Here is a 17,310-nt window from a genome sequence, read left to right on the forward strand (position 1 = left end):
AGTTTTAAAGGCAGGTGAACACCAATGGATTATGTTCAGTCTATAGAGCGCAGCATTGAGTATATCGAGAATCATCTGGATGAGCGGCTCACATTAGCAGACATTGCAGAGACGGCGTGCTTTTCGCCTTATCATTTTCACCGCGTTTTTTCTGTGATGGTCGGTGAACCCGTCATGGATTATGTGAGAAAGCGCAGGCTGTCGGCCGCAGCGTTGCGCCTGATCTCGTCTGATGAAAAGGTGATCACGATCGCGCTGGACGTTGGGTTCCACTACCAGGAATCGTTCAACAGGGCGTTCAAGAGAATGTTTGGTTTGTCGCCGAAACAGGTGCGGGAAAGCGGTACTGTTCCAGTTGTATTGCGTAAGAAAGCCTGCCTGAAACATTATACGATAACAGGAGGAATTTTCATGAAACCAACATTTGTTGTAAAACCGGCATTCAGTGTAATTGGCTATGAACTAAAAACAACCAACACAGACGGACAGAACAACACCGACATCCCCGCATTTTGGCAGGATTATATTGTGAACAAAAAGGGTGCTGCTATACCGCATCCATTGGACAGCGATACAGAGTTTGGCATGTGTGTCGAACATAATCCCGAAACAGACGAGTTCACCTACTTGATCGGGATGGAAGTGGCAGAAGGAAGTGCGGCACCAGCCGGAATGGCGTATCACCGTTTTCCTGAAACCGAGTACGCGGTGTTCACCACGCCAAAAGCGTCGGAAAGCGAGTTTGTATCGTCCATTCAATCGACTTGGAATTACATTTTTACAAGCTGGTTCCAAGATTCTGGATACGAGCACTCAGGTGGTGTGGAGTTCGAATTGTATGATACACGCTGCCACGGCAGTGTAAATAAGCAGATTGATATTTATATTCCAGTAAAGAAAAGCAGTGTGACAGCAGCTAAATAAAAAGTAGTAGGGGTCCGGTACTCAGCCGGGCCTTAACTTATTTTTAAGAAGCATTATGCGGTGCTTAGCATGCTATCTGCATAGAGTTTAAATTAGAGGAGATCCGTACCAAGAGTTCATACATAATGGGGAAAATAACGACATTATTTGACGGGAAATTATTTTAGGAAAGTGGAACAGCTGCATTTCGACATTTGAGAAGGATATTAATGGGTGATGCAACGAATACAGAATAAGGGGGGATAAAATGAGATATGTTAAAACCGTTCTTTTCGTTGTCATTCTTTTTCTAACGAGTGTGAATGAAGCGGCGGCGACAAAATGGGTGCAGTTAGAGCCAGAAAAAGTGATCGAGCGAGCTGATGTAATCGTGATGGGTACGTATGATATTTCAGCCGCCCCGAATCAAGATGACATATTCGCCGGCTTTCCTTTTAATATTGAAAGAGTTTATAAAGGCGAAGTAAAGACGCCGGTGATTGCCGGTATGGATGCTTACGACATCGGAATTGTGAAGGAAGTTCAGGGGAGTGGAGGCAAGTACCTGTTGTTTTTAGAAGAGGGAGAAGTAGATTTTCTCGTTCCGGTTGCAGGGCAGAACGGAATGGTAGAATTAAAGAACAATAAAGTTGTGGAATACGAAGGGATGGACGGCGCACAGCTATACGAAGAAATATTAAAGAAAGAGTATAAAGAAGCAGAGAACCGGACCATTAAGGATGATTTCACTGCCTATAATTGGTGGTTGATTGCTTTTTTCGCAGGTGCTGTCTTCCTGTTTTTACGTTATTTAAAAAGAAGAGCATGAATACATAAAGAATAATTGAGGTGTCTGCATGAATTTTCACATACGAGTACGTGCTTGTGCGTTCATTGTAAAAGACGATGCGGTATTGCTTATTGAATTTAATAATCATCATGGTTTGCACTATAACCTTCCGGCCGGAGGCGTTGAGCCGGGCGAATCGGTCATTGAAGCTGTAAGACGCGAGGCGATGGAAGAAGCCGGAGTGGATGTCGAGGTCGGCGAGCTCGCGTTCGTGTACGAGACTGCGCCGCATTTGGTGGAAGGAAGAAAAGCCGTCGCAGGGCATCACGGCATCAGCCTGATGTTTGAATGCGAGATAAAAGAAGGATCAGAACCGCGTATGCCGGAGTTGCCTGACCTACATCAGACAGGTGTCAAATGGGTGCCGTTCCAAGAGCTCGACAGCATTGTATTGTACCCAAACATTAAGGGTGAGATTCGCCGGTACATGAGTGAAGGACGAAGCCGAAGCATGACGCTCATCCAAGAACAGCATTTAATGGAACAATAAGGGGTCCGGTACGCCATATGGACATTTTGTTCAAAATGTCTATACAGGACGGACAAGCTGCTTAGACACATTTCTTCTTGAAATAAGTAAGGTATTTTCTATAACTATCGAATATAATTAAAAAAGGATAAATTGCTAGTTTCTGTCGAAAGCGAACTTTTACATTCTTCATATAACAGACAGAGCGTTCTTTTTCTCTCCAGTACTTCGTAAATTAAATAAGAATTAAATTTTTGGAGGTAAAACGTATGCAAAAGTACAGACGCAGAAACACGCAGGCATTTACGTTTCTTGCTTATTTCACGTTCTTCGCAGGAGTTGCCTTGTTCTGTATCGGGCTGTATAACGCAGACAGCCTGCAGCTGAACGAAAAAGGCTACTACATTGCGGTCATGATTCTTGTGGCGGTCGGCGCGATCCTTACACAAAAGGTGACACGAGATAATGCTGAAGACGATGAGATCATCGCTGAACAAGAGCGCAACAGCAATAGAGGAAACATCAGCAAAGCGGAATAGATAAGACTTTTTAAGCAGGGGGTCCGGTACTCAGAGTACCGGACCCCTACTATGTTTTTGCTATATCCTGACCAACACTCTATAATAAGAAAACCACTTAAGATAGGGAACGAGGTGCATCTTATGAAGCTGGACCACACCGGCATTGCCGTGAGGCGAATAGATGAAGCGATTGAATTTTACACGAACGTACTTGGCGGAAAGCTCGCTCACCGCTACACGAGCGAGAAACCTGGCGTTGAGACGCATATTGCGGTCATTGAGCTGGAGAACCAGGTGATCGAGCTGCTTGAGCCGACGAGCAAAACGTCACCGATCGAACGGTTCATCCGGCAAAAAGGCAAGGGCGTCCATCATATCGCTTATGCAGTCGATGATTTGCACGCCACGATGGAAGAAATGGAGTCGCGCGGACTGACGTTCTTGAAGGACACGTATCGCATCAACCCATATGGCAGACGGTTGATCTACATTAACCCTGTGCATACGCAAGGGACGATTATTGAGCTTTGTGATTATGTGGATGTTGAAAAATAACATTTTTAATTAAATGGGGGTCCGGTACCTAGGTACCGGACCCCATTTATGTTTGATCAGCCAATTGTTGCAACAATTGGCTGAAATGATGTAACAAATCTAAATGTTGCTTTAACCATTTTAAATCTTGTTGTGAAAAAACCCAAAAGTGTTGTAAGAATTGTAAAAAGTGTTGTATTGGCTAATTAACCATACATTTTTTCAACAAAAGACGGCTAATTATAAGGACTGTAAAGAGTCGAGCGGCCGATATTGTCATGATTAACGTAAATATGGCTGCATGCAAACAAAAAATTCCACCAATCAACCGGTGGAGTTTGTAACGTTACAATTGTACCTTCATTCCTGTAGCGCTCATACATTTCATAGCCCAATCCTTAACGAGTGACTGAACTTCAGCTCGCTTCTCAATCGTCATCAGATGGCCGGCGTCCTCCAGGACAGCGAATGTGCTGTTCGAGAACTTGTTAGTTAAAAACGAGCAGTCTTCAAAGCCTGTGATTGCATCGAGCTTGCCAGCGATAAAGAGGGCAGGGTGTTCATAAACGCCGTCACCCAACGGATCTTCACGTAAAAAGTAGCCGTCCTCCCGCCAGTTGGATGCGATGAAGCTACGGTCTAAAAGCGCCCGCCCTGGCTGAACTTCATTAAAAAAGGTCTCTAAATTTTCTCTAGTCTGATATACCATCAGTGTTTCAAACGCCTGCCGGATATCAGCATCCACTTCACGCAAACACGCTTCATCTTTAATTTTCACTACTTTTTCCGGCAAAGTCCTCTCACGCAGATGAAGAACAGGAGCAATCAGGCAGATTCCAGCTGCGCGTTCAACACGCGCGCTGAATACCCCTTGCGCAAGATATCCACCAAACGAATGGCCTGCAAGTGAAAAGCGGCCGTCCGGGATGACCTCATCAACAAACCTCACAAACAAATTCACTATGTCTTGTGTTGACCGCACACTGTGACAATTGCTCCGTCCATGTGCCGGAATGTCCACATAAATTCGTTGAACACCGCTGCTCTCATCCAAAACTGGCTCCATCCATGACTTCATGGAGCGGTGGTCTGTACCCATAGAGTGCAAAAAAACTACCGGATGTCCGCTGCCTTCTATCTCATAAAAAAGCGTATCTTCTCCGACGCGAAATTCCATTACAGCTTCACCAGCACGTTCTCGATGTCCTCACGGGTGACTCCAGATGAAACGCCATTCAGTCTGAAATACAAGCACCGCAAAAAGTGCTTAGCATTAATTTTAACAGTGAAATTCTCGTTGTAGTCTTCGGTTTTCTTGTAGTCGCTCCAGCTCTCAAGCCATGCAATAAGCTCTTCGTATGAATGAAGGCCGCGCTTCAACACCATCACGACAGCAGTGGCCATACGCTCGTCCTCTTCTGTATCAAAAACCAGCCTCGATTCCATCATTTTTTGCTGAGCGATGTGAAGGATCTCCGTCAAATCATCTTTACCCGCTGCCTCATTAAGCGCCAGCTCGTCCAAACAATCCGCCATATGCGCGACTGAGTGCGCCCATCCTTGGTGCTCCACATATCCGCGTATATCGCGCTCGCGGCGCGCATACTGAAACACCCTGCTCTTCACTTCCTGAAAAACAGCGTCAGACAAAAACGGATTTTCATTATGACGGTTCAGCACAAGCGCTGTGATCAGAACAGAGAACGTGCGGGTAAATACAGAATCGGTACCCTCTTCACCCAGTCTGAAAAAAAGATGCTGATCGTCTACACTCAAGATTAATAAGTGTTCCAGCTCGCTGTTTGTAAACAACTGAGCTTTTATCATATGAAACATCTTTGTATAGATGAGTTTGTCGCGGAGATCAGGATCTGTATCTCCGATATGCTGCATCATCTCTAAAGCGAGTTCAAAGGCTTCTTCCTTCTGAACAAGATTACCGCCCAAGTCTTGCAATCTTTCTTTTAACCTAGTTGCTTCTGTTAACATTCACTTTCACCTCTCTAACTGAATTCCATAAAAATGGCAGAATTCCTTTTCAGAGTAATAACAGAAGGGGTACAATAAAATAATAAGAATATTCAGTCTGTTTAATTGGAGGAAACTACATGGTGTGGACGGGAACACTGGAACGTTTTCCGTATCCGTTTAAAGAGGATGTGTACCGTTATTCGAATAATTCCGTGCAGATGAATAAGCCGGTAAGTGTGGAGATTACAGACAATTACCATGAAGAAATGGCGTTAAAACGAAAGCTGTTAAGACAATATCCATCTCGCTGTTTTCAATCACTTCCGCATTCTGTCGAAGCACAGTGGGAGGCGGCGGCCATCGTGTTAGAGCATTTAGCATCCGCAGAACCGACCCACTTTTCACTCACTAAAAAGGGGGAGGTGTGGACATTCCGCAACACGCTGCTAAACGAGACGCACACCTTTACATACGGCGATAACGAAAGCCTGAGTGTAGAACCGCTTGATTTCGTCGGCCGTCAGGTGCAGGAAGATCTCTTGCTCATGATGCAGCGTGATGGCGATCTGTATTTGGATGCAGGCCAGCTTTGTTTTCCGGCGAATTGGTCACTCGCTTTTAACATAGGCATGAAGTTCAGCCAAATTCATCATCCAATTCCTAGATTTAAGGAAGAAAAGATGGACAGCCGCATGTTAAAATTTCTTCTGCGGATGGAGGCAGGAAGTCCGTGGGAGCGGAAAAACTGGTCGCTCATGGCCGGAGACAGGCTCGATACTTCGCTTGAGACGTTTGATGAGTGGGGAAAGCTCAGAAAAACGGTAACCAGCAATAATGCCGGCAAACTCGTCCACTTGCGAGTTGAAGTACAGAAGCTGTTCCGATTGCCACAAACTCACAGTATCCTTTTCACCATTCACACACACATCCTCTCGCTTGAAAGGTTTTGCGAAAATCTGGAGTGGAAGAGGCAATTTTACGAGATGATAAAAGAGCTGCCACATCATATCGCGAACTATAAAGGCATCGGAAAATACAGACAGGCTGTGCTGGCATATTTGGAGAAAGAGTGATGAAAAAAATCGTGATCACAGATGAACAAGGAATAACGGTATTGCGCCATATCTTCCAGCACAGTATGTCGGTCGAATGGCTGCCGCTCGATGACAGTCTTGGCGAAACCTTGTCACAGCAAAAAATGGGAACTACCCTGCACGTTGCTTTACCGTGGAAACAGCTTAAAAAAGTGCGAAAAGCGGCGGAGGCTGCTGGATTTTCAGACGAACATTCAGAATATATCGGGTATGGCGAAAAAGAGCAGCGCGTCTTCTGTTGCCGCTGTCATGCTATTGGAACGAGTGATGTGCAATGCGCCAGCTGCGGCCTGATCCTTGATTTGTCTGATCATTACTCAACACTTCATGACGCTTATTTGGCTTATCCGGTTTTTAAATAGGAGGCAGAATCGATGAAGATTGGCTTAGTACGGCATTTCGAGGTAAAACGCGGTTATCCTGCTCAGAGGGTTTCGTCGGATGAATTACTGCGATGGGTGGATGAGTACGACGCGTCCTGTGTGATTGAAAACGAGGTGCATCTGCGTGGCGTGAATTGGAAGCGGTGTTTTGCAAGCGACCTTTCGCGTGCAGAATACACGGCGAACAAAGTGTTCCAAGGTGATGTGGTGTTAATGGAGGAGCTGCGGGAGATCCGCATGCTTCCTTTGTTCGAAACAAAACAAAAGCTTCCTTTCGCACTGCATCTGTTTTTCATACGCGGCGCCTGGTACTTTAACCATCCTTCACAGCCCGAAAGCCGAATCCAAGTGATGGTACGAATCCGCCGCGCGTTAGAGAAAATCCTTAAAAGCGATGAAGATGTGCTGATCGTCGGCCATGGTGGAATTATGATGTTCATGCGAAAAGAATTATTGAAGCTTGGGTTTGCGGGGCCAAGAATCGGCAAACCGAAAAATGGTGAAGTGTATGTTTTTGAGCGATAACATTCCGGTCAGAGTGGCGGCTATTGTTGACGAGACACCGATGGTGAAGCGGTTCACACTGCAGTCATGCAGCGGTGATGCCCTGCCGCCTTTTTGCGGCGGATCACATGTGGTGACATACTTAAACAACGGCCTGCAGCGCCGCTATTCGCTGACTTCGTATGAGAAAGGCGAATATGAGATCGCGGTCCAGCTGCACCCTCAGTCTAAAGGTGGTTCGCACTACTTTCACCATCATGTAAAAACTGGTGATACCCTGAACATCAGCAGTCCGAAAAATTATTTTCAGCTGAGTCACCGAGCAAAACGCCACGTCTTTTATGCAGCAGGCATTGGCATTACGCCGGTGCTTTCATTGATGAAAGAAGCTGAAAAGAGTGCTAAGCCGTTTGAGCTGCATTATGCGGCACGCTCGCGCGAACAGTGTGCGTTTTACAAAAGACTGCTGCGAGACTATCCTGAGAAATGTACGTTTTATTTTTCCAATGAAGGGTGCCGCATGAACAGTGAAGTGTTGAGGCAGCACTTAGTCGGCACGAATGTGTATCTGTGCGGTCCTGACAGGTTTATCACGGAGTTTACATATGGTGCTAGTAATGTTGGATTTCCATCGCATAACGTTCACAGCGAACGGTTTTCACCTCCAATTTCACACGATAGCACACCTTTTACGTCAGAATTGAGCGATGGCAGACAAATTTCAGTGCCGGCTGATCGATCTTTGCTTGATATGCTGCTGGATGCAGGGGTGAAGGCACCGCACTCGTGCCGCGCCGGACGCTGCGGTACATGTGAGGTGCGCGTGTCGTTTGGAATCGTTGACCATCGTGACGAATTTCTATCAGAGGAAGAACGCACGGCGCAAAATGTTATCCTCACTTGTGTGTCGCGTGCCAAAACACCTATCCTCGGGATTGAGATATAGGGCGAAATGCGGTAACGTGGAGGCAGGAACGTTCAACAGGAGAGATGATGATGTATTTAACGATAAAAGAAACAGCCGAATACCTGTCACTGCCAGAATCGTACATTGAAAGCCAAGTGCAGAACAAAAAGATTCGTGCGATCCACGACGGCGTGCAATATTTAATCTACAAAGAGCAGTTTAACGGCCATCTTGACCAGATGGAAAAATACAAAAAAGAAGTAGAAGAATACTTGAGCGAACCCATCCCCGAGGACTGGGACGCGAAAGACGAAGACTAACCCTCCAATCGGCGGCTTAGTCTTCTTTTATTGGATATAAGTTCTGGGGTCCGGTACTTTTTAAAGGATTATCCGATTTTCAGGCTCCTTTAGAAAGAACGTACCGGACCCCAAAAGAGGATACTCCAAAATCCCCTGCAATCTTTTTGTCACATAACTCTAATCTAACTAAAATATGTTTATTACATTATATCGATATAATTAGCTCGAGTAGTTTCTTTCGGACGGGGGGAAGGGAATGTATGAAAAAGTCTTGGATGGCTGTAAGTGCCGCTTTGGTCATTACAGGAGCTGGCATCACGGCAGCTTCTTCATATAGTCCATTGAATTTTATTAAAGTGGACACCCTTCATGGGAACAAAGAGGATATTGAAAAAGATTTGCAAAAAGAATGGGAACAGAAAGTACAGGTAACAAAAGAGGAAGCGCAAAAAATTGCTTGTAAGATGGTTTCAGGACAAGTCGTACAAACGGAGCTTGATCAGACTGAATCCAGCATCGTGTACGACGTGGTCATTTATGACGGACAAACGTTTAAAGAAGTCACCTTAAAAGCGAGCGACGGAAAGATCGTAAACGTCGCAGAGGATGAAGAGGCTGAAAAGAAGGCGGAATGGCTAAAGCCATAAAAAGATGACACCACAGAGACGGATTCACCGTTTGTGATGTCATCTTATTTTTTTTATAGGTTTTTCAATGCTTCATCAATGGATGTTTCGCCGGATAACAAATCAAATCCGCGGTTAAAGGTGTTCTCTTGATCAAGTACTGCAAAGATGGTTTGAGCGACGTCTTCACGCGGAATGGTTCCGCGTTCTAAATCGCTGCCAGCCTTGACCTTACCTGTCCCAGGCTCGTTCAGCAACCCGCCAGGACGGATAATCGTGTACGTCAGCCCGCTCTGCTCCAGAATTTTGTCGGCATAATGCTTCGCCACATAGTACGGGCGTAACTCGGCATTCCAGTTCTCGCGTTTATGTGCCTGCAGTGCGCTGACCATCACAAAGCGCTTGATTCCGGCCTGCTGTGCAGCCTCCACCATTTTGGCCGCCCCGTCCAGGTCGATCAGCAGCGTTTTATCATGGCCCGTGCTGCCACCTGAACCTGCGCTGAACACAATCGCGTCACAGCCTTTTGCCGCTTGTGCGAGATCAGACACGCTTCCTTCTAAATCAGCGAGTACGGTTTTCGCTCCAAAACTCTCCAACTCTTCAGCTTGCTCGGGTTTCCGGATCATCGCCGTCACATCATGTTTTTCACTGGATGCCAGCAGTTCAGCCAGCTGACGTCCGATCTGGCCGTTTGCGCCTACTAACAATACATTCATGCTATCAACACTCCTTTACTTAAAGGATTCACCAGGACCATAGTATTTCAAACATAAAATGGCACCGCAAATGTTATGCTTAAGGTACAAAGCAGGCAGGAGCTACTTTAAAGGAGAGATTCATTTGTTTATACAAGTCACCAAAAAACTTTCACAAGAAATGAAAATAGATGTTTCAAAAGAGGATGTATCCCGTGTGCATCCGCTCTTTTGCTGGCATGCGAATGTGTTTTTGTATAACAGGCGAAAATGCGTGCTTGTGATGAACAACTTCACACGTTTTAATTTTTTGCTATACGGATTGAAAAGCAAGGATTTCAAGAATTTTGGAGAGACTGTCACACAAGGAATCGAGCAGTCACTATTGGATAATAAAATTAAACCGGACGCTGTTAGGCGATATATGGAAAACCTTGGAGATGTCGCGTTTGCCCAAACGAGTGACCGCAGTGTGACTAGCCAGATGATTCAAAACCTCGATTTTGCAGAGCGGCTGCTTGATCATTATTTGCTGCGTGGAGCAGAACCGGACCTTTCCGTCATCAATTATAGATTAAACGAATTTATTATGAAGCTGCCGAAGCTATATTCTCGTGATCATATGGAGGATGCTCTATACAGCAGCGAGCTTCCTGCTGAGGGTGATTTTAAAAAAGAGGAACGAGACTTTTTTCAGCTGAAAATCACGCTCGAAATGACGGAGCGTGTGATATGGAGAAGAATTCTCGTACCGAGCGGCATCACGTTTCAGAGGCTGCACAAAATCATTCAAGCTGCCTTTGGATGGGAAGAGTATCACCTGTTTCAGTTTGAGATGAAAAATTGTCTTATCCGCGTACCGGACCCCTACCCTCACTCTGATGTGCCGGTCAAGCATCCTATAGCGGAGAAAATTGACGTGTATTTTCAAGAAGAAAAGCAATTGATGTACGAATATGATTTCGGTGACTCTTGGCGCCATGAAATCAAGGTGGAAGATAAAATTACGTTAACCGAAGACTTGAAAACGGCAAAGCTGCTGGATGGCGAGCGGAACGGACCACCCGAAGACTCGGGAGGTGTACCGGGATACAGCTATATCCTCGACGTTCTATCTAATCCTAACCATGAAGATTATGAACACATCACCACATGGATTGGAAAAGATAAAAAAGGCCGTGTGTTTGATCCCGCACACTTTGATGTAAAAGAGATCCAGCGCAGAATGAACAAAGTGAAGTGCTGAGCAACCACTAGCCGGGTCCGGTACTTCTTAAAAAAGGCGGTTCAACACGCCCTCAAACAGGCATAGGCCAATCCCTCATCCTCATACATAATCATAGAGGTGATGATGATGAAGGATGTAAGAGGGCTGACAGGCGAGGTCGTCACGCCTGATGATCCGCAATATGAAGAGGCACGGCAGGAATGGAACCGTGCGATTCAGAAGTTTCCTTGCGTAATTGTTTATTGTGAATCCGTAAGGGACGTGCAGAACGCGATTCTTTGGGCGCGAAAGAACGAGGCAAAGATCCGCATTCGTTCTGGCGGGCATCATTATGAAGGCTATTCGGTCGGAAACGGTGTGCTTGTAATTGATATCAGCCGTTTAACGAACATTTATATTAACGAAAATGAGCGCTTGGTGCGCATACAATCGGGTGTGCGCAACCGAGAGCTATATAACGCGGTCGGCAAGCTTGGCTATCCGTTTCCGGGCGGGACGTGTCCAACTGTCGGCGTGGCGGGATTCACGCTCGGAGCCGGATGGGGCATGTCGAGCCGCCTTTTTGGTCTCGGCAGCGATCAATTGCTGGAAGTCGCGATGATCAATTATGAAGGCAAGCTGGTTAAAGCGAGTGCGAATGAAAATGAAGACTTGTTCTGGGCGTTTAGAGGTGCGGGGGGTGGGAACTTCGGTGTTGTGGTTTCCTTGACGTACCGGCTGCCGCCGAAAACAGGGAACGTGACGCTAGTGCAGCTTTATGCTCCTAATGCTACGAAACAGCTGCAGGAACAGTTTTTAGCAGTATGGCAAGAATGGCTGAAGAAGCTCGATATCCGGATGACGCTGAATGTATCGATCTACAACTCGGCAGAAGAAGGGCTGGCGATTTTCGGCCGCGGCATCTTTTACGGTGATTCAGAAAACGCGAAGCAGCTGCTCAAAGCTTTTTCAGACATAGGGATCGATGTGACCGCACAATACGTCTCGTTCCTTGAGGCGGTCACGATCGTGATGGACTCTTATCCGCCGTATGAAAAGTTTAAATCGACCGGGCGCTTCGTGTACCGCGATTATGATGCAAAAGAGATCAGCCGCATCGCGGGCACGATTCAAAAACCGCCACAAGGGTCCGTTTTCGCAGCCGTCACCGTGTACGCTCTAGGCGGAAGAATACGGGATATCGGCAAAAAAGAAACGGCATTCTACTACCGCGAAGCACGATACATCATGGGGATACAGACCGTTTGGGAGGAGGATGCCTTCGCCCGTGAAAACAAGGAATGGCTAGAGCCGCGGTTTCAATATATCCGCTCGATGACAAAAGGGTCTTTCGTTAATTTCCCATACAACAAGCTGAAAAATTATGAAAAAGCCTATTATGGCCGAAATGCCGAACGGCTACGAGAAGTGAACGAAAAATACGACCCTTTCCAAGTATTCACGTTTCCGCAGGGAATTAACGGGTAAACAGAGAAGACATAAGGCGGCTCAATCCGGGCCGTCTTAGGCTTGTCTAGGTATATGGAGGAGAGAAATGGCTTCATCACGAATGAGAACGCGAAAAAAGAAGAAGAAAACATGGCTGTATGTACTCTTGTTTTTCGGTGCGGCATTCGCCTTGCTGTATCATTTTGAGCTGAAATATTGGGACCGTTCAATGCCAAAAGGAATGCACCCGGTCGTAGCAGAAAAACGAGATCAGCTTGTGAGGGAGGCCGCGAAAAAGGGCATTCCGATCATGATTACAAGCGATTTCCGATCAGCTGCCGAGCAGGAGGAATTGTATGCAAAAGGAAGGACAAAGCCGGGAAGCATCGTGACACATGCCGATGCCGGCGAGTCGTATCATAATTACGGACTGGCCTTTGATTTTGCCCTGCAAAATGAAGCGGGAGAAGCCGTATGGGATCTTGAGCGCGATGGCAACAAAAACGGAAAGTCCGACTGGATGGAAGTGGCCGATATCGGAAAAGATCTTGGATTTGAATGGGGCGGCGGCGAAATCTTCGGCGACTTTAAAGATTATCCTCACTTTCAGATGGACTTTGGCTTGAGCATTTATGAGCTGCAGCTTGGGAGGCGTCCGAAGGTGAGTGAATAGGTGTAGTGTTCACTAATTCTGTAGGAGGGTGAGGCTGGATTGGCGCGCACAGCTGAAATGACGTTGTGAAGCCGCTCGAATTGAAGGGAAACCCGCGCGCAAGCTTATTCGTCTGGCGCGCAACTGTGGAACGGCGCGAATGATGGGTGAGACGGTGTGAAAGCCATAGATAGCCGCGCGCATTTTCATCGTACGGCGCGCAGATCCGTTGCATTGGCGCGCAAGCTGAAAATGATCTATGCCGCACCTTATGTGAAGTCATGGTTTAACTCGCTTAGCGCGAAAATGGTTTGAACCCGCTCGCATTGCAACAAGAACCGCGCGCAAGCTTGAAAAAATCGAGCGAAATGGCTTGAATCCTTATGCCGCCGTCAACTCACAAGGTCTTCATATGAAAAAGTACCGTACCCCTGTTACGGCTAGTGCCTGATCCTCATCAATCCCCGCAGTCATTGGACAATCGCCCTGCATATACTGGTTGCAACCGAACTAGGCAGGTGACTTAACGATGATGTTTAACTATTACGGCACGATTATGCCCCGCCAGATGCATGATCCCTCCTATAGTACCTATCAAAGTGAACCGAATGCTGACACAGCCGCGTTTGACGCAGCGTATCTCGTCATGCCGCGTGTGGTGCCTTATCCAGCACCATCTTCGTACGCTAAAGAGACAGCAAAAAAAGCAAGTAACTATGAACCGCAGCCAGCAGCCACTAACACGTCAAGCTGGTTGCACAATGGGCATTCTGTACCGTACCCCAGTTATGTTAACTACGGCTACAACTATAACTACACTCATCCATGGCCTTCTTCTGCAGCGGCTTTTGGCTTCAATGATGGAAGCCGCGTACCGTACCCCAGTTATGGTAACAACATGAGGCGGGCGGTCATCACGGCGAAAGAGGGGGATGTGTCGGGGGACGGGTATCCGGATAATGTGTTTATTACCGCCGATCAGACGCCGGACAGTCCGTATTTGCAGAACATTACGCTTAACATACAAAATGGCAAGACAGCGCAGTATCAGAGTGTGGCATTAAAAGAGAACAGCGGATATAACCCGACATTGTTTCTTGGTGATTTTACCGGCAACCGGGTGAACGATATCCTCGTGACGATTGACTCCGGCGGCAGCGGGGGGATGATTTATGCGTATGTTTTCTCCGATTTGAACGGACGCTTGATGCAAATATTTGATTCGGATGACTTTAACGCACAGTATCAATATGATGTGCGGTATGTGAACAACTATAAAGCGCAAGTGCTGAGCTTGAACTTTAGGCAGAAATACGTGATTGATCTGCAGTATAAAGGGAAGGAATATCTTTCTGAAGTATACAATCCGAACGGCACATTAAAGCAGCCGGTTGTTGGCTGGGTGTCGCCCGTTTCGGGGCTGTACCCGATTGATTTTGACCGGAACGGCACGTTCGAGCTGCAGGCGGTTCAGAGCATATCCGGGCGGTATAATGCAGATGGAATAGGGTATATGCAGACGGCGATGAAGTGGAACGGGCGTGCGTTTACCGGAGACCGGCAAAACGCTGTGATCTTTGGCGGAGATATGTGATTGCATACAAACATGAGAAGCCGGTCCTGAGCAGAGGGACCGGCTTCTAATCTATGGTTATTCCATTACAAGCGATGCAGACATCTTCCATCCGTCCGGCTCTTTTTGAAACATGTTGGCGTTTTGCATCACGTTCTTCACACGTTTTCCTGTTGCCTTCACAGTGGTTTCTACTTCCACCAAGGTCACAACAGTTACGAAGCCTTGTTCATCATATTGATCAAACGTGAACTCGGTTAGCGTCATCGTGCTGTCGAGCTGTTCGAATGCAGCCTGCATGTGCTGCTTTTCTTTTTCATAATCAAATCCAACGGCATCCCTGCTCAGTGTACTCATATAGCCTTCGAGATCACTGCGGTTATAAGCGGATATCTGCTCCTGCAAAACAGCGATTACTTCGCGCTGCACCTCTTCAGGCACTGCACCCGAAATAGCATCTTCACTAGAAGACGGGTCGGGGTCCGGTACCGCTTCACTTTCTGCTTCCACATTACTAGACGCTTCAATGGCTGCTACTTTTTCCTCTGTTTCCGTCTCAGGACTTTCTTCAGCTCCTGCAGCTTCATTCATCATCTTTCTTTCTTCTGAAACGGCCAGGCCAGACACTCCGCACCCTGTTAAAAGGATACTGGCGATAAACACTGCTGACAATGCTCCGTATTTCGTGCTGCTCATTGGCGCACATCCTCTCCCATTCATGTTGGTTAGTAGATACCCCACATAACGAATTAAAAACGTTTGAATGTTCGGGTATAAAGTCCTCCTTCAATAGGCTATAAAAGGCTTTATTGTTAGTAAGAAAGGGTATGGTTAGTATGACATTTTTTTACTATTATCATAGTTGGGGTAATCTAAGTGTCTAAATAAGGAGTGGCATAGCATGGGATTTTCAGATTCATTGAATGATATTGTGCGTTCCATCTCGAGCCAGTCGGCAGATATTGATGAGAAAATTGCACGTCTGCAGCGGGCGAAATCTGAGATCAGCACGGAACAGAATAGGAGCTTGAACGAAATACGAAAGATAGTAGAGCCAGAGTTAGATGAATTTTGGAAAGGCAGCCGTGCCACGCAATTTGATGATTTGCGTGAAGAAGCGCACCGCACGATGAAGGATATTGTGAACGAAGATTACGATGATTATAAATGGCAGATCGAAAACATCATCAAAGGCCTAAACATTCAAAAAGGGGCACTTAACATCGCGAGCGGACTGGCGCATGAGGCGAGCCAGCTGATGGATAAAGGCGAAGATGCCGTTGATGAGCTGAGCAGCAAACTGGACGATTTACGAAAGAGGGTGTTTTAATGCAGACGATTAAGCTTCAATTTGATGAGGTGACGCAGCAACTGTCGAAAACACAGCGGACATTGGACGCGGTCAGTCTGCCCGCGCCGTCAGAATCGTCGTTAGGCCGCAACCAACTGCAATTCACGACTCAGTATCTTGAACGAGAGAACAACCTTCATAAAATGGTCCTTGATTACATAAAGGCTGTCACCAAGAACATCGAGGACACGAAAGCAAACGTTGAAATACTGAAGAAACAAGATCAAGCGATTTTTCGGAATAAATAAGAGAAGGCATTCATGACATGGCAAACAAAGTGTATGAAGCACCTACATGGCAGGCAGCGGTTGAAGATCGGGCATCACAGTACAAGTCTTTGAAAGAACAGTTAAAAGCGTTGAAAAAGAGTTTAGCAGCATCGTAGACAATTCCGGCTTTCAAGGCCTTGGTGCAGAGGCAATCAAAGGATTTTACAAAGCGCAAACTCAGGATGTGGTAAATAATATTATTACTTGAGAAAAAGAGGCTACATTTATGACTCTTCTAAAAAAATTATGACTACAAAACAATAGTATTGGGGGCAAACTCAAACCTGGCAAAAACGTTTCATTTCGAAAGAACGAACAAGTATCTTTATTCAAGATAATAGAGTGTAAGAGATCGCGTTAATCGTAAGAAACAAAACGATAGAGTAAAATGAAGTCGCCCTGAAACGCTTGTTTCAGGGCGATTCTCACTCTATTACATCATAAACATGAGCGTGAAAATAACGATGTATGCGACTAAAAACAGAAAGGTGAGACCGACTCCTGCCCAGCTGGTGCCTCCTGCTTTTTTGATGGCGATGTGCTGCTGTTCGGCGTCGGAATAGGTAGCTGTGATCTCGCTAATTTTTTTCTCTGCATGCTGTTTGTATAAACGGTTCCCCATCAGTCCAAAGAAAGCGGCGCTCGAAGAGGCGATCGCGCGATCCACCGCGAGAGCTCCCGTGCCTACGAATAAGGCAATCGTATCTAAAACGATGAGTACAGCAAAAAAGATGGCCATAACGGTGTACATCTTTCGATAGCCGAGCCAGAATATACCTAAGAAAAACGCTGCCCAGTTCCAGGTAATCTTCCTTTTATTTCGCTCTTTTTCCCATTTTTTGAAATAAAACTCTTTCTTCTCTTCGCCGACAAAGAGTGCCAATTTTTCTGTGCTTTCCAAAGGCGCGGTGTTAGCGCTGAATGCACCGCCCATCATTTCTGTCTTATAATTTCTCTGAAAAAAAACGCCGCCGCACTGCTGGCAGCTTAATGCACTGCCCGTTTCCCTTTTCACCCCGCATTGCCTGCAAACCATCTTGCTACTCC

The 17,310-nt window shown here is 46.4% G+C and carries 23 protein-coding genes; 18 read left to right on the forward strand and 5 right to left on the reverse strand.

Translation table 11 applies throughout. From position 1 onward, the window contains the following. Positions 1-24 precede the first annotated feature (24 nt). The 5 genes from ACFQPF_RS17730 (at position 25) to ACFQPF_RS17750 (ending at position 3,298) form a co-directional block, all read left to right on the forward strand. A complete protein-coding gene (locus ACFQPF_RS17730) occupies positions 25-924 on the forward strand; it encodes an AraC family transcriptional regulator (RefSeq protein ID WP_379751469.1) in 900 nt (299 codons plus the stop codon). Between the two features lie 247 nt (positions 925-1,171). After that, the gene (locus ACFQPF_RS17735; RefSeq protein WP_379751471.1) at positions 1,172-1,732 is read left to right on the forward strand and encodes a hypothetical protein; all 561 of its coding nucleotides are present in this window, start codon (positions 1,172-1,174) and stop codon (positions 1,730-1,732) included. Between the two features lie 28 nt (positions 1,733-1,760). Then, positions 1,761-2,243, forward strand: coding sequence for an NUDIX domain-containing protein (locus ACFQPF_RS17740; RefSeq protein WP_379751473.1), 483 nt, complete (start codon positions 1,761-1,763; stop codon positions 2,241-2,243). Positions 2,244-2,491: 248 nt separating this feature from the next. After that, positions 2,492-2,761 (forward strand): YiaA/YiaB family inner membrane protein, encoded by a 270-nt coding sequence (locus ACFQPF_RS17745; RefSeq protein ID WP_379751475.1) that lies wholly within the window; start codon positions 2,492-2,494, stop codon positions 2,759-2,761. A gap of 123 nt (positions 2,762-2,884) precedes the next feature. Then, complete coding sequence (locus ACFQPF_RS17750) at positions 2,885-3,298, forward strand: VOC family protein (protein ID WP_379751478.1); 414 nt, start codon at positions 2,885-2,887, stop codon at positions 3,296-3,298. 325 nt (positions 3,299-3,623) lie between these two features. Here the strand turns inward: ACFQPF_RS17750 and ACFQPF_RS17755 are convergent, their stop codons facing one another. Further along, positions 3,624-4,454, reverse strand: coding sequence for an alpha/beta fold hydrolase (locus tag ACFQPF_RS17755; protein WP_379751480.1), 831 nt, complete (start codon positions 4,452-4,454; stop codon positions 3,624-3,626). Then, positions 4,454-5,266, reverse strand: coding sequence for a DUF2785 domain-containing protein (locus ACFQPF_RS17760; RefSeq protein WP_379751482.1), 813 nt, complete (start codon positions 5,264-5,266; stop codon positions 4,454-4,456). The genes ACFQPF_RS17755 and ACFQPF_RS17760 overlap by 1 nt, the downstream gene beginning before the upstream one ends. 119 nt (positions 5,267-5,385) lie before the next feature. On the opposite strand from ACFQPF_RS17760, the gene ACFQPF_RS17765 reads away from it, so the two are divergent. The 6 genes from ACFQPF_RS17765 (at position 5,386) to ACFQPF_RS17790 (ending at position 9,085) form a co-directional block, all read left to right on the forward strand. Then, positions 5,386-6,321 carry a heme-dependent oxidative N-demethylase family protein gene (locus ACFQPF_RS17765; RefSeq protein WP_379751484.1) on the forward strand — a complete coding sequence of 312 codons (936 nt, stop codon included), beginning with the start codon at positions 5,386-5,388 and terminating at the stop codon, positions 6,319-6,321. Further along, a complete protein-coding gene (locus ACFQPF_RS17770) occupies positions 6,321-6,704 on the forward strand; it encodes a hypothetical protein (protein ID WP_379751486.1) in 384 nt (127 codons plus the stop codon). Before ACFQPF_RS17765 ends, ACFQPF_RS17770 begins: the two co-directional genes overlap by 1 nt. Before the next feature lie 12 nt (positions 6,705-6,716). After that, positions 6,717-7,250, forward strand: coding sequence for a histidine phosphatase family protein (locus tag ACFQPF_RS17775; protein ID WP_379751488.1), 534 nt, complete (start codon positions 6,717-6,719; stop codon positions 7,248-7,250). Then, the gene (locus tag ACFQPF_RS17780) at positions 7,234-8,175 is read left to right on the forward strand and encodes a PDR/VanB family oxidoreductase (protein WP_379751490.1); all 942 of its coding nucleotides are present in this window, start codon (positions 7,234-7,236) and stop codon (positions 8,173-8,175) included. The genes ACFQPF_RS17775 and ACFQPF_RS17780 overlap by 17 nt, the downstream gene beginning before the upstream one ends. Before the next feature lie 50 nt (positions 8,176-8,225). Further along, positions 8,226-8,456, forward strand: coding sequence for an excisionase family DNA-binding protein (locus tag ACFQPF_RS17785; protein ID WP_379751763.1), 231 nt, complete (start codon positions 8,226-8,228; stop codon positions 8,454-8,456). 242 nt (positions 8,457-8,698) lie between these two features. After that, positions 8,699-9,085, forward strand: coding sequence for a PepSY domain-containing protein (locus ACFQPF_RS17790; RefSeq protein WP_379751492.1), 387 nt, complete (start codon positions 8,699-8,701; stop codon positions 9,083-9,085). Positions 9,086-9,138: 53 nt separating this feature from the next. Here ACFQPF_RS17790 and ACFQPF_RS17795 read toward each other — a convergent pair whose 3' ends face one another. Next, on the reverse strand, positions 9,139-9,783 hold the full coding sequence (locus tag ACFQPF_RS17795; RefSeq protein WP_379751494.1) for an SDR family oxidoreductase: 645 nt from the start codon (positions 9,781-9,783) through the stop codon (positions 9,139-9,141). A 124-nt stretch (positions 9,784-9,907) separates the two neighbouring features. Here ACFQPF_RS17795 and ACFQPF_RS17800 point away from each other — a divergent pair, with 124 nt between their 5' ends. The 5 genes from ACFQPF_RS17800 (at position 9,908) to ACFQPF_RS17820 (ending at position 14,664) form a co-directional block, all read left to right on the forward strand. Continuing rightward, the gene (locus ACFQPF_RS17800) at positions 9,908-11,008 is read left to right on the forward strand and encodes a plasmid pRiA4b ORF-3 family protein (protein WP_379751496.1); all 1,101 of its coding nucleotides are present in this window, start codon (positions 9,908-9,910) and stop codon (positions 11,006-11,008) included. A gap of 102 nt (positions 11,009-11,110) precedes the next feature. Then, on the forward strand, positions 11,111-12,457 hold the full coding sequence (locus ACFQPF_RS17805) for an FAD-binding oxidoreductase (protein ID WP_379751498.1): 1,347 nt from the start codon (positions 11,111-11,113) through the stop codon (positions 12,455-12,457). A 67-nt stretch (positions 12,458-12,524) separates the two neighbouring features. Beyond that, a complete protein-coding gene (locus tag ACFQPF_RS17810) occupies positions 12,525-13,091 on the forward strand; it encodes a M15 family metallopeptidase (protein WP_379751500.1) in 567 nt (188 codons plus the stop codon). Between the two features lie 156 nt (positions 13,092-13,247). Further along, positions 13,248-13,385: a hypothetical protein gene (locus ACFQPF_RS17815; protein ID WP_379751502.1), complete on the forward strand. Its 138-nt coding sequence runs from the start codon at positions 13,248-13,250 to the stop codon at positions 13,383-13,385. A gap of 214 nt (positions 13,386-13,599) precedes the next feature. Beyond that, the gene (locus tag ACFQPF_RS17820; RefSeq protein WP_379751504.1) at positions 13,600-14,664 is read left to right on the forward strand and encodes a hypothetical protein; all 1,065 of its coding nucleotides are present in this window, start codon (positions 13,600-13,602) and stop codon (positions 14,662-14,664) included. A 57-nt stretch (positions 14,665-14,721) separates the two neighbouring features. Here ACFQPF_RS17820 and ACFQPF_RS17825 read toward each other — a convergent pair whose 3' ends face one another. Further along, the gene (locus ACFQPF_RS17825; protein WP_379751506.1) at positions 14,722-15,339 is read right to left on the reverse strand and encodes a DUF4440 domain-containing protein; all 618 of its coding nucleotides are present in this window, start codon (positions 15,337-15,339) and stop codon (positions 14,722-14,724) included. A 205-nt stretch (positions 15,340-15,544) separates the two neighbouring features. Here ACFQPF_RS17825 and ACFQPF_RS17830 point away from each other — a divergent pair, with 205 nt between their 5' ends. Together ACFQPF_RS17830 and ACFQPF_RS17835 are read left to right on the forward strand one after the other, a co-directional pair. Beyond that, positions 15,545-15,973, forward strand: coding sequence for a YwqH-like family protein (locus ACFQPF_RS17830; RefSeq protein WP_379751508.1), 429 nt, complete (start codon positions 15,545-15,547; stop codon positions 15,971-15,973). Continuing rightward, positions 15,973-16,242, forward strand: a complete 270-nt coding sequence (locus ACFQPF_RS17835) for a YwqI/YxiC family protein (protein ID WP_379751510.1) — start codon at positions 15,973-15,975, stop codon at positions 16,240-16,242. Before ACFQPF_RS17830 ends, ACFQPF_RS17835 begins: the two co-directional genes overlap by 1 nt. A 454-nt stretch (positions 16,243-16,696) precedes the next feature. Here ACFQPF_RS17835 and ACFQPF_RS17840 read toward each other — a convergent pair whose 3' ends face one another. Continuing rightward, on the reverse strand, positions 16,697-17,299 hold the full coding sequence (locus ACFQPF_RS17840) for a DUF2628 domain-containing protein (protein ID WP_379751512.1): 603 nt from the start codon (positions 17,297-17,299) through the stop codon (positions 16,697-16,699). Positions 17,300-17,310: the final 11 nt, after the last annotated feature.

Origin of the sequence: Fictibacillus iocasae, assembly GCF_042665465.1 — a bacterium.
In the GTDB taxonomy this organism is placed as follows: Bacteria; Bacillota; Bacilli; order Bacillales; family Fictibacillaceae; genus Fictibacillus; species Fictibacillus iocasae.

Excerpts from the sequence above, each read along its gene's own strand:
- ACFQPF_RS17730 (WP_379751469.1), top strand. The coding sequence starts at position 25 with ATGGATTATGTTCAGTCTATAGAGCGCAGCATTGAGTATATCGAGAAT.
- ACFQPF_RS17735 (WP_379751471.1), top strand. The coding sequence starts at position 1,172 with ATGAGATATGTTAAAACCGTTCTTTTCGTTGTCATTCTTTTTCTAACG.
- ACFQPF_RS17740 (WP_379751473.1), top strand. The coding sequence starts at position 1,761 with ATGAATTTTCACATACGAGTACGTGCTTGTGCGTTCATTGTAAAAGAC.
- ACFQPF_RS17745 (WP_379751475.1), top strand. The coding sequence starts at position 2,492 with ATGCAAAAGTACAGACGCAGAAACACGCAGGCATTTACGTTTCTTGCT.
- ACFQPF_RS17750 (WP_379751478.1), top strand. The coding sequence starts at position 2,885 with ATGAAGCTGGACCACACCGGCATTGCCGTGAGGCGAATAGATGAAGCG.
- ACFQPF_RS17755 (WP_379751480.1), bottom strand. The coding sequence starts at position 4,454 with ATGGAATTTCGCGTCGGAGAAGATACGCTTTTTTATGAGATAGAAGGC.
- ACFQPF_RS17760 (WP_379751482.1), bottom strand. The coding sequence starts at position 5,266 with ATGTTAACAGAAGCAACTAGGTTAAAAGAAAGATTGCAAGACTTGGGC.
- ACFQPF_RS17765 (WP_379751484.1), top strand. The coding sequence starts at position 5,386 with ATGGTGTGGACGGGAACACTGGAACGTTTTCCGTATCCGTTTAAAGAG.
- ACFQPF_RS17770 (WP_379751486.1), top strand. The coding sequence starts at position 6,321 with ATGAAAAAAATCGTGATCACAGATGAACAAGGAATAACGGTATTGCGC.
- ACFQPF_RS17775 (WP_379751488.1), top strand. The coding sequence starts at position 6,717 with ATGAAGATTGGCTTAGTACGGCATTTCGAGGTAAAACGCGGTTATCCT.
- ACFQPF_RS17780 (WP_379751490.1), top strand. The coding sequence starts at position 7,234 with ATGTTTTTGAGCGATAACATTCCGGTCAGAGTGGCGGCTATTGTTGAC.
- ACFQPF_RS17785 (WP_379751763.1), top strand. The coding sequence starts at position 8,226 with ATGTATTTAACGATAAAAGAAACAGCCGAATACCTGTCACTGCCAGAA.
- ACFQPF_RS17790 (WP_379751492.1), top strand. The coding sequence starts at position 8,699 with ATGAAAAAGTCTTGGATGGCTGTAAGTGCCGCTTTGGTCATTACAGGA.
- ACFQPF_RS17795 (WP_379751494.1), bottom strand. The coding sequence starts at position 9,783 with ATGAATGTATTGTTAGTAGGCGCAAACGGCCAGATCGGACGTCAGCTG.
- ACFQPF_RS17805 (WP_379751498.1), top strand. The coding sequence starts at position 11,111 with ATGATGATGAAGGATGTAAGAGGGCTGACAGGCGAGGTCGTCACGCCT.
- ACFQPF_RS17810 (WP_379751500.1), top strand. The coding sequence starts at position 12,525 with ATGGCTTCATCACGAATGAGAACGCGAAAAAAGAAGAAGAAAACATGG.
- ACFQPF_RS17820 (WP_379751504.1), top strand. The coding sequence starts at position 13,600 with ATGATGTTTAACTATTACGGCACGATTATGCCCCGCCAGATGCATGAT.
- ACFQPF_RS17825 (WP_379751506.1), bottom strand. The coding sequence starts at position 15,339 with ATGAGCAGCACGAAATACGGAGCATTGTCAGCAGTGTTTATCGCCAGT.
- ACFQPF_RS17830 (WP_379751508.1), top strand. The coding sequence starts at position 15,545 with ATGGGATTTTCAGATTCATTGAATGATATTGTGCGTTCCATCTCGAGC.
- ACFQPF_RS17835 (WP_379751510.1), top strand. The coding sequence starts at position 15,973 with ATGCAGACGATTAAGCTTCAATTTGATGAGGTGACGCAGCAACTGTCG.
- ACFQPF_RS17840 (WP_379751512.1), bottom strand. The coding sequence starts at position 17,299 with ATGGTTTGCAGGCAATGCGGGGTGAAAAGGGAAACGGGCAGTGCATTA.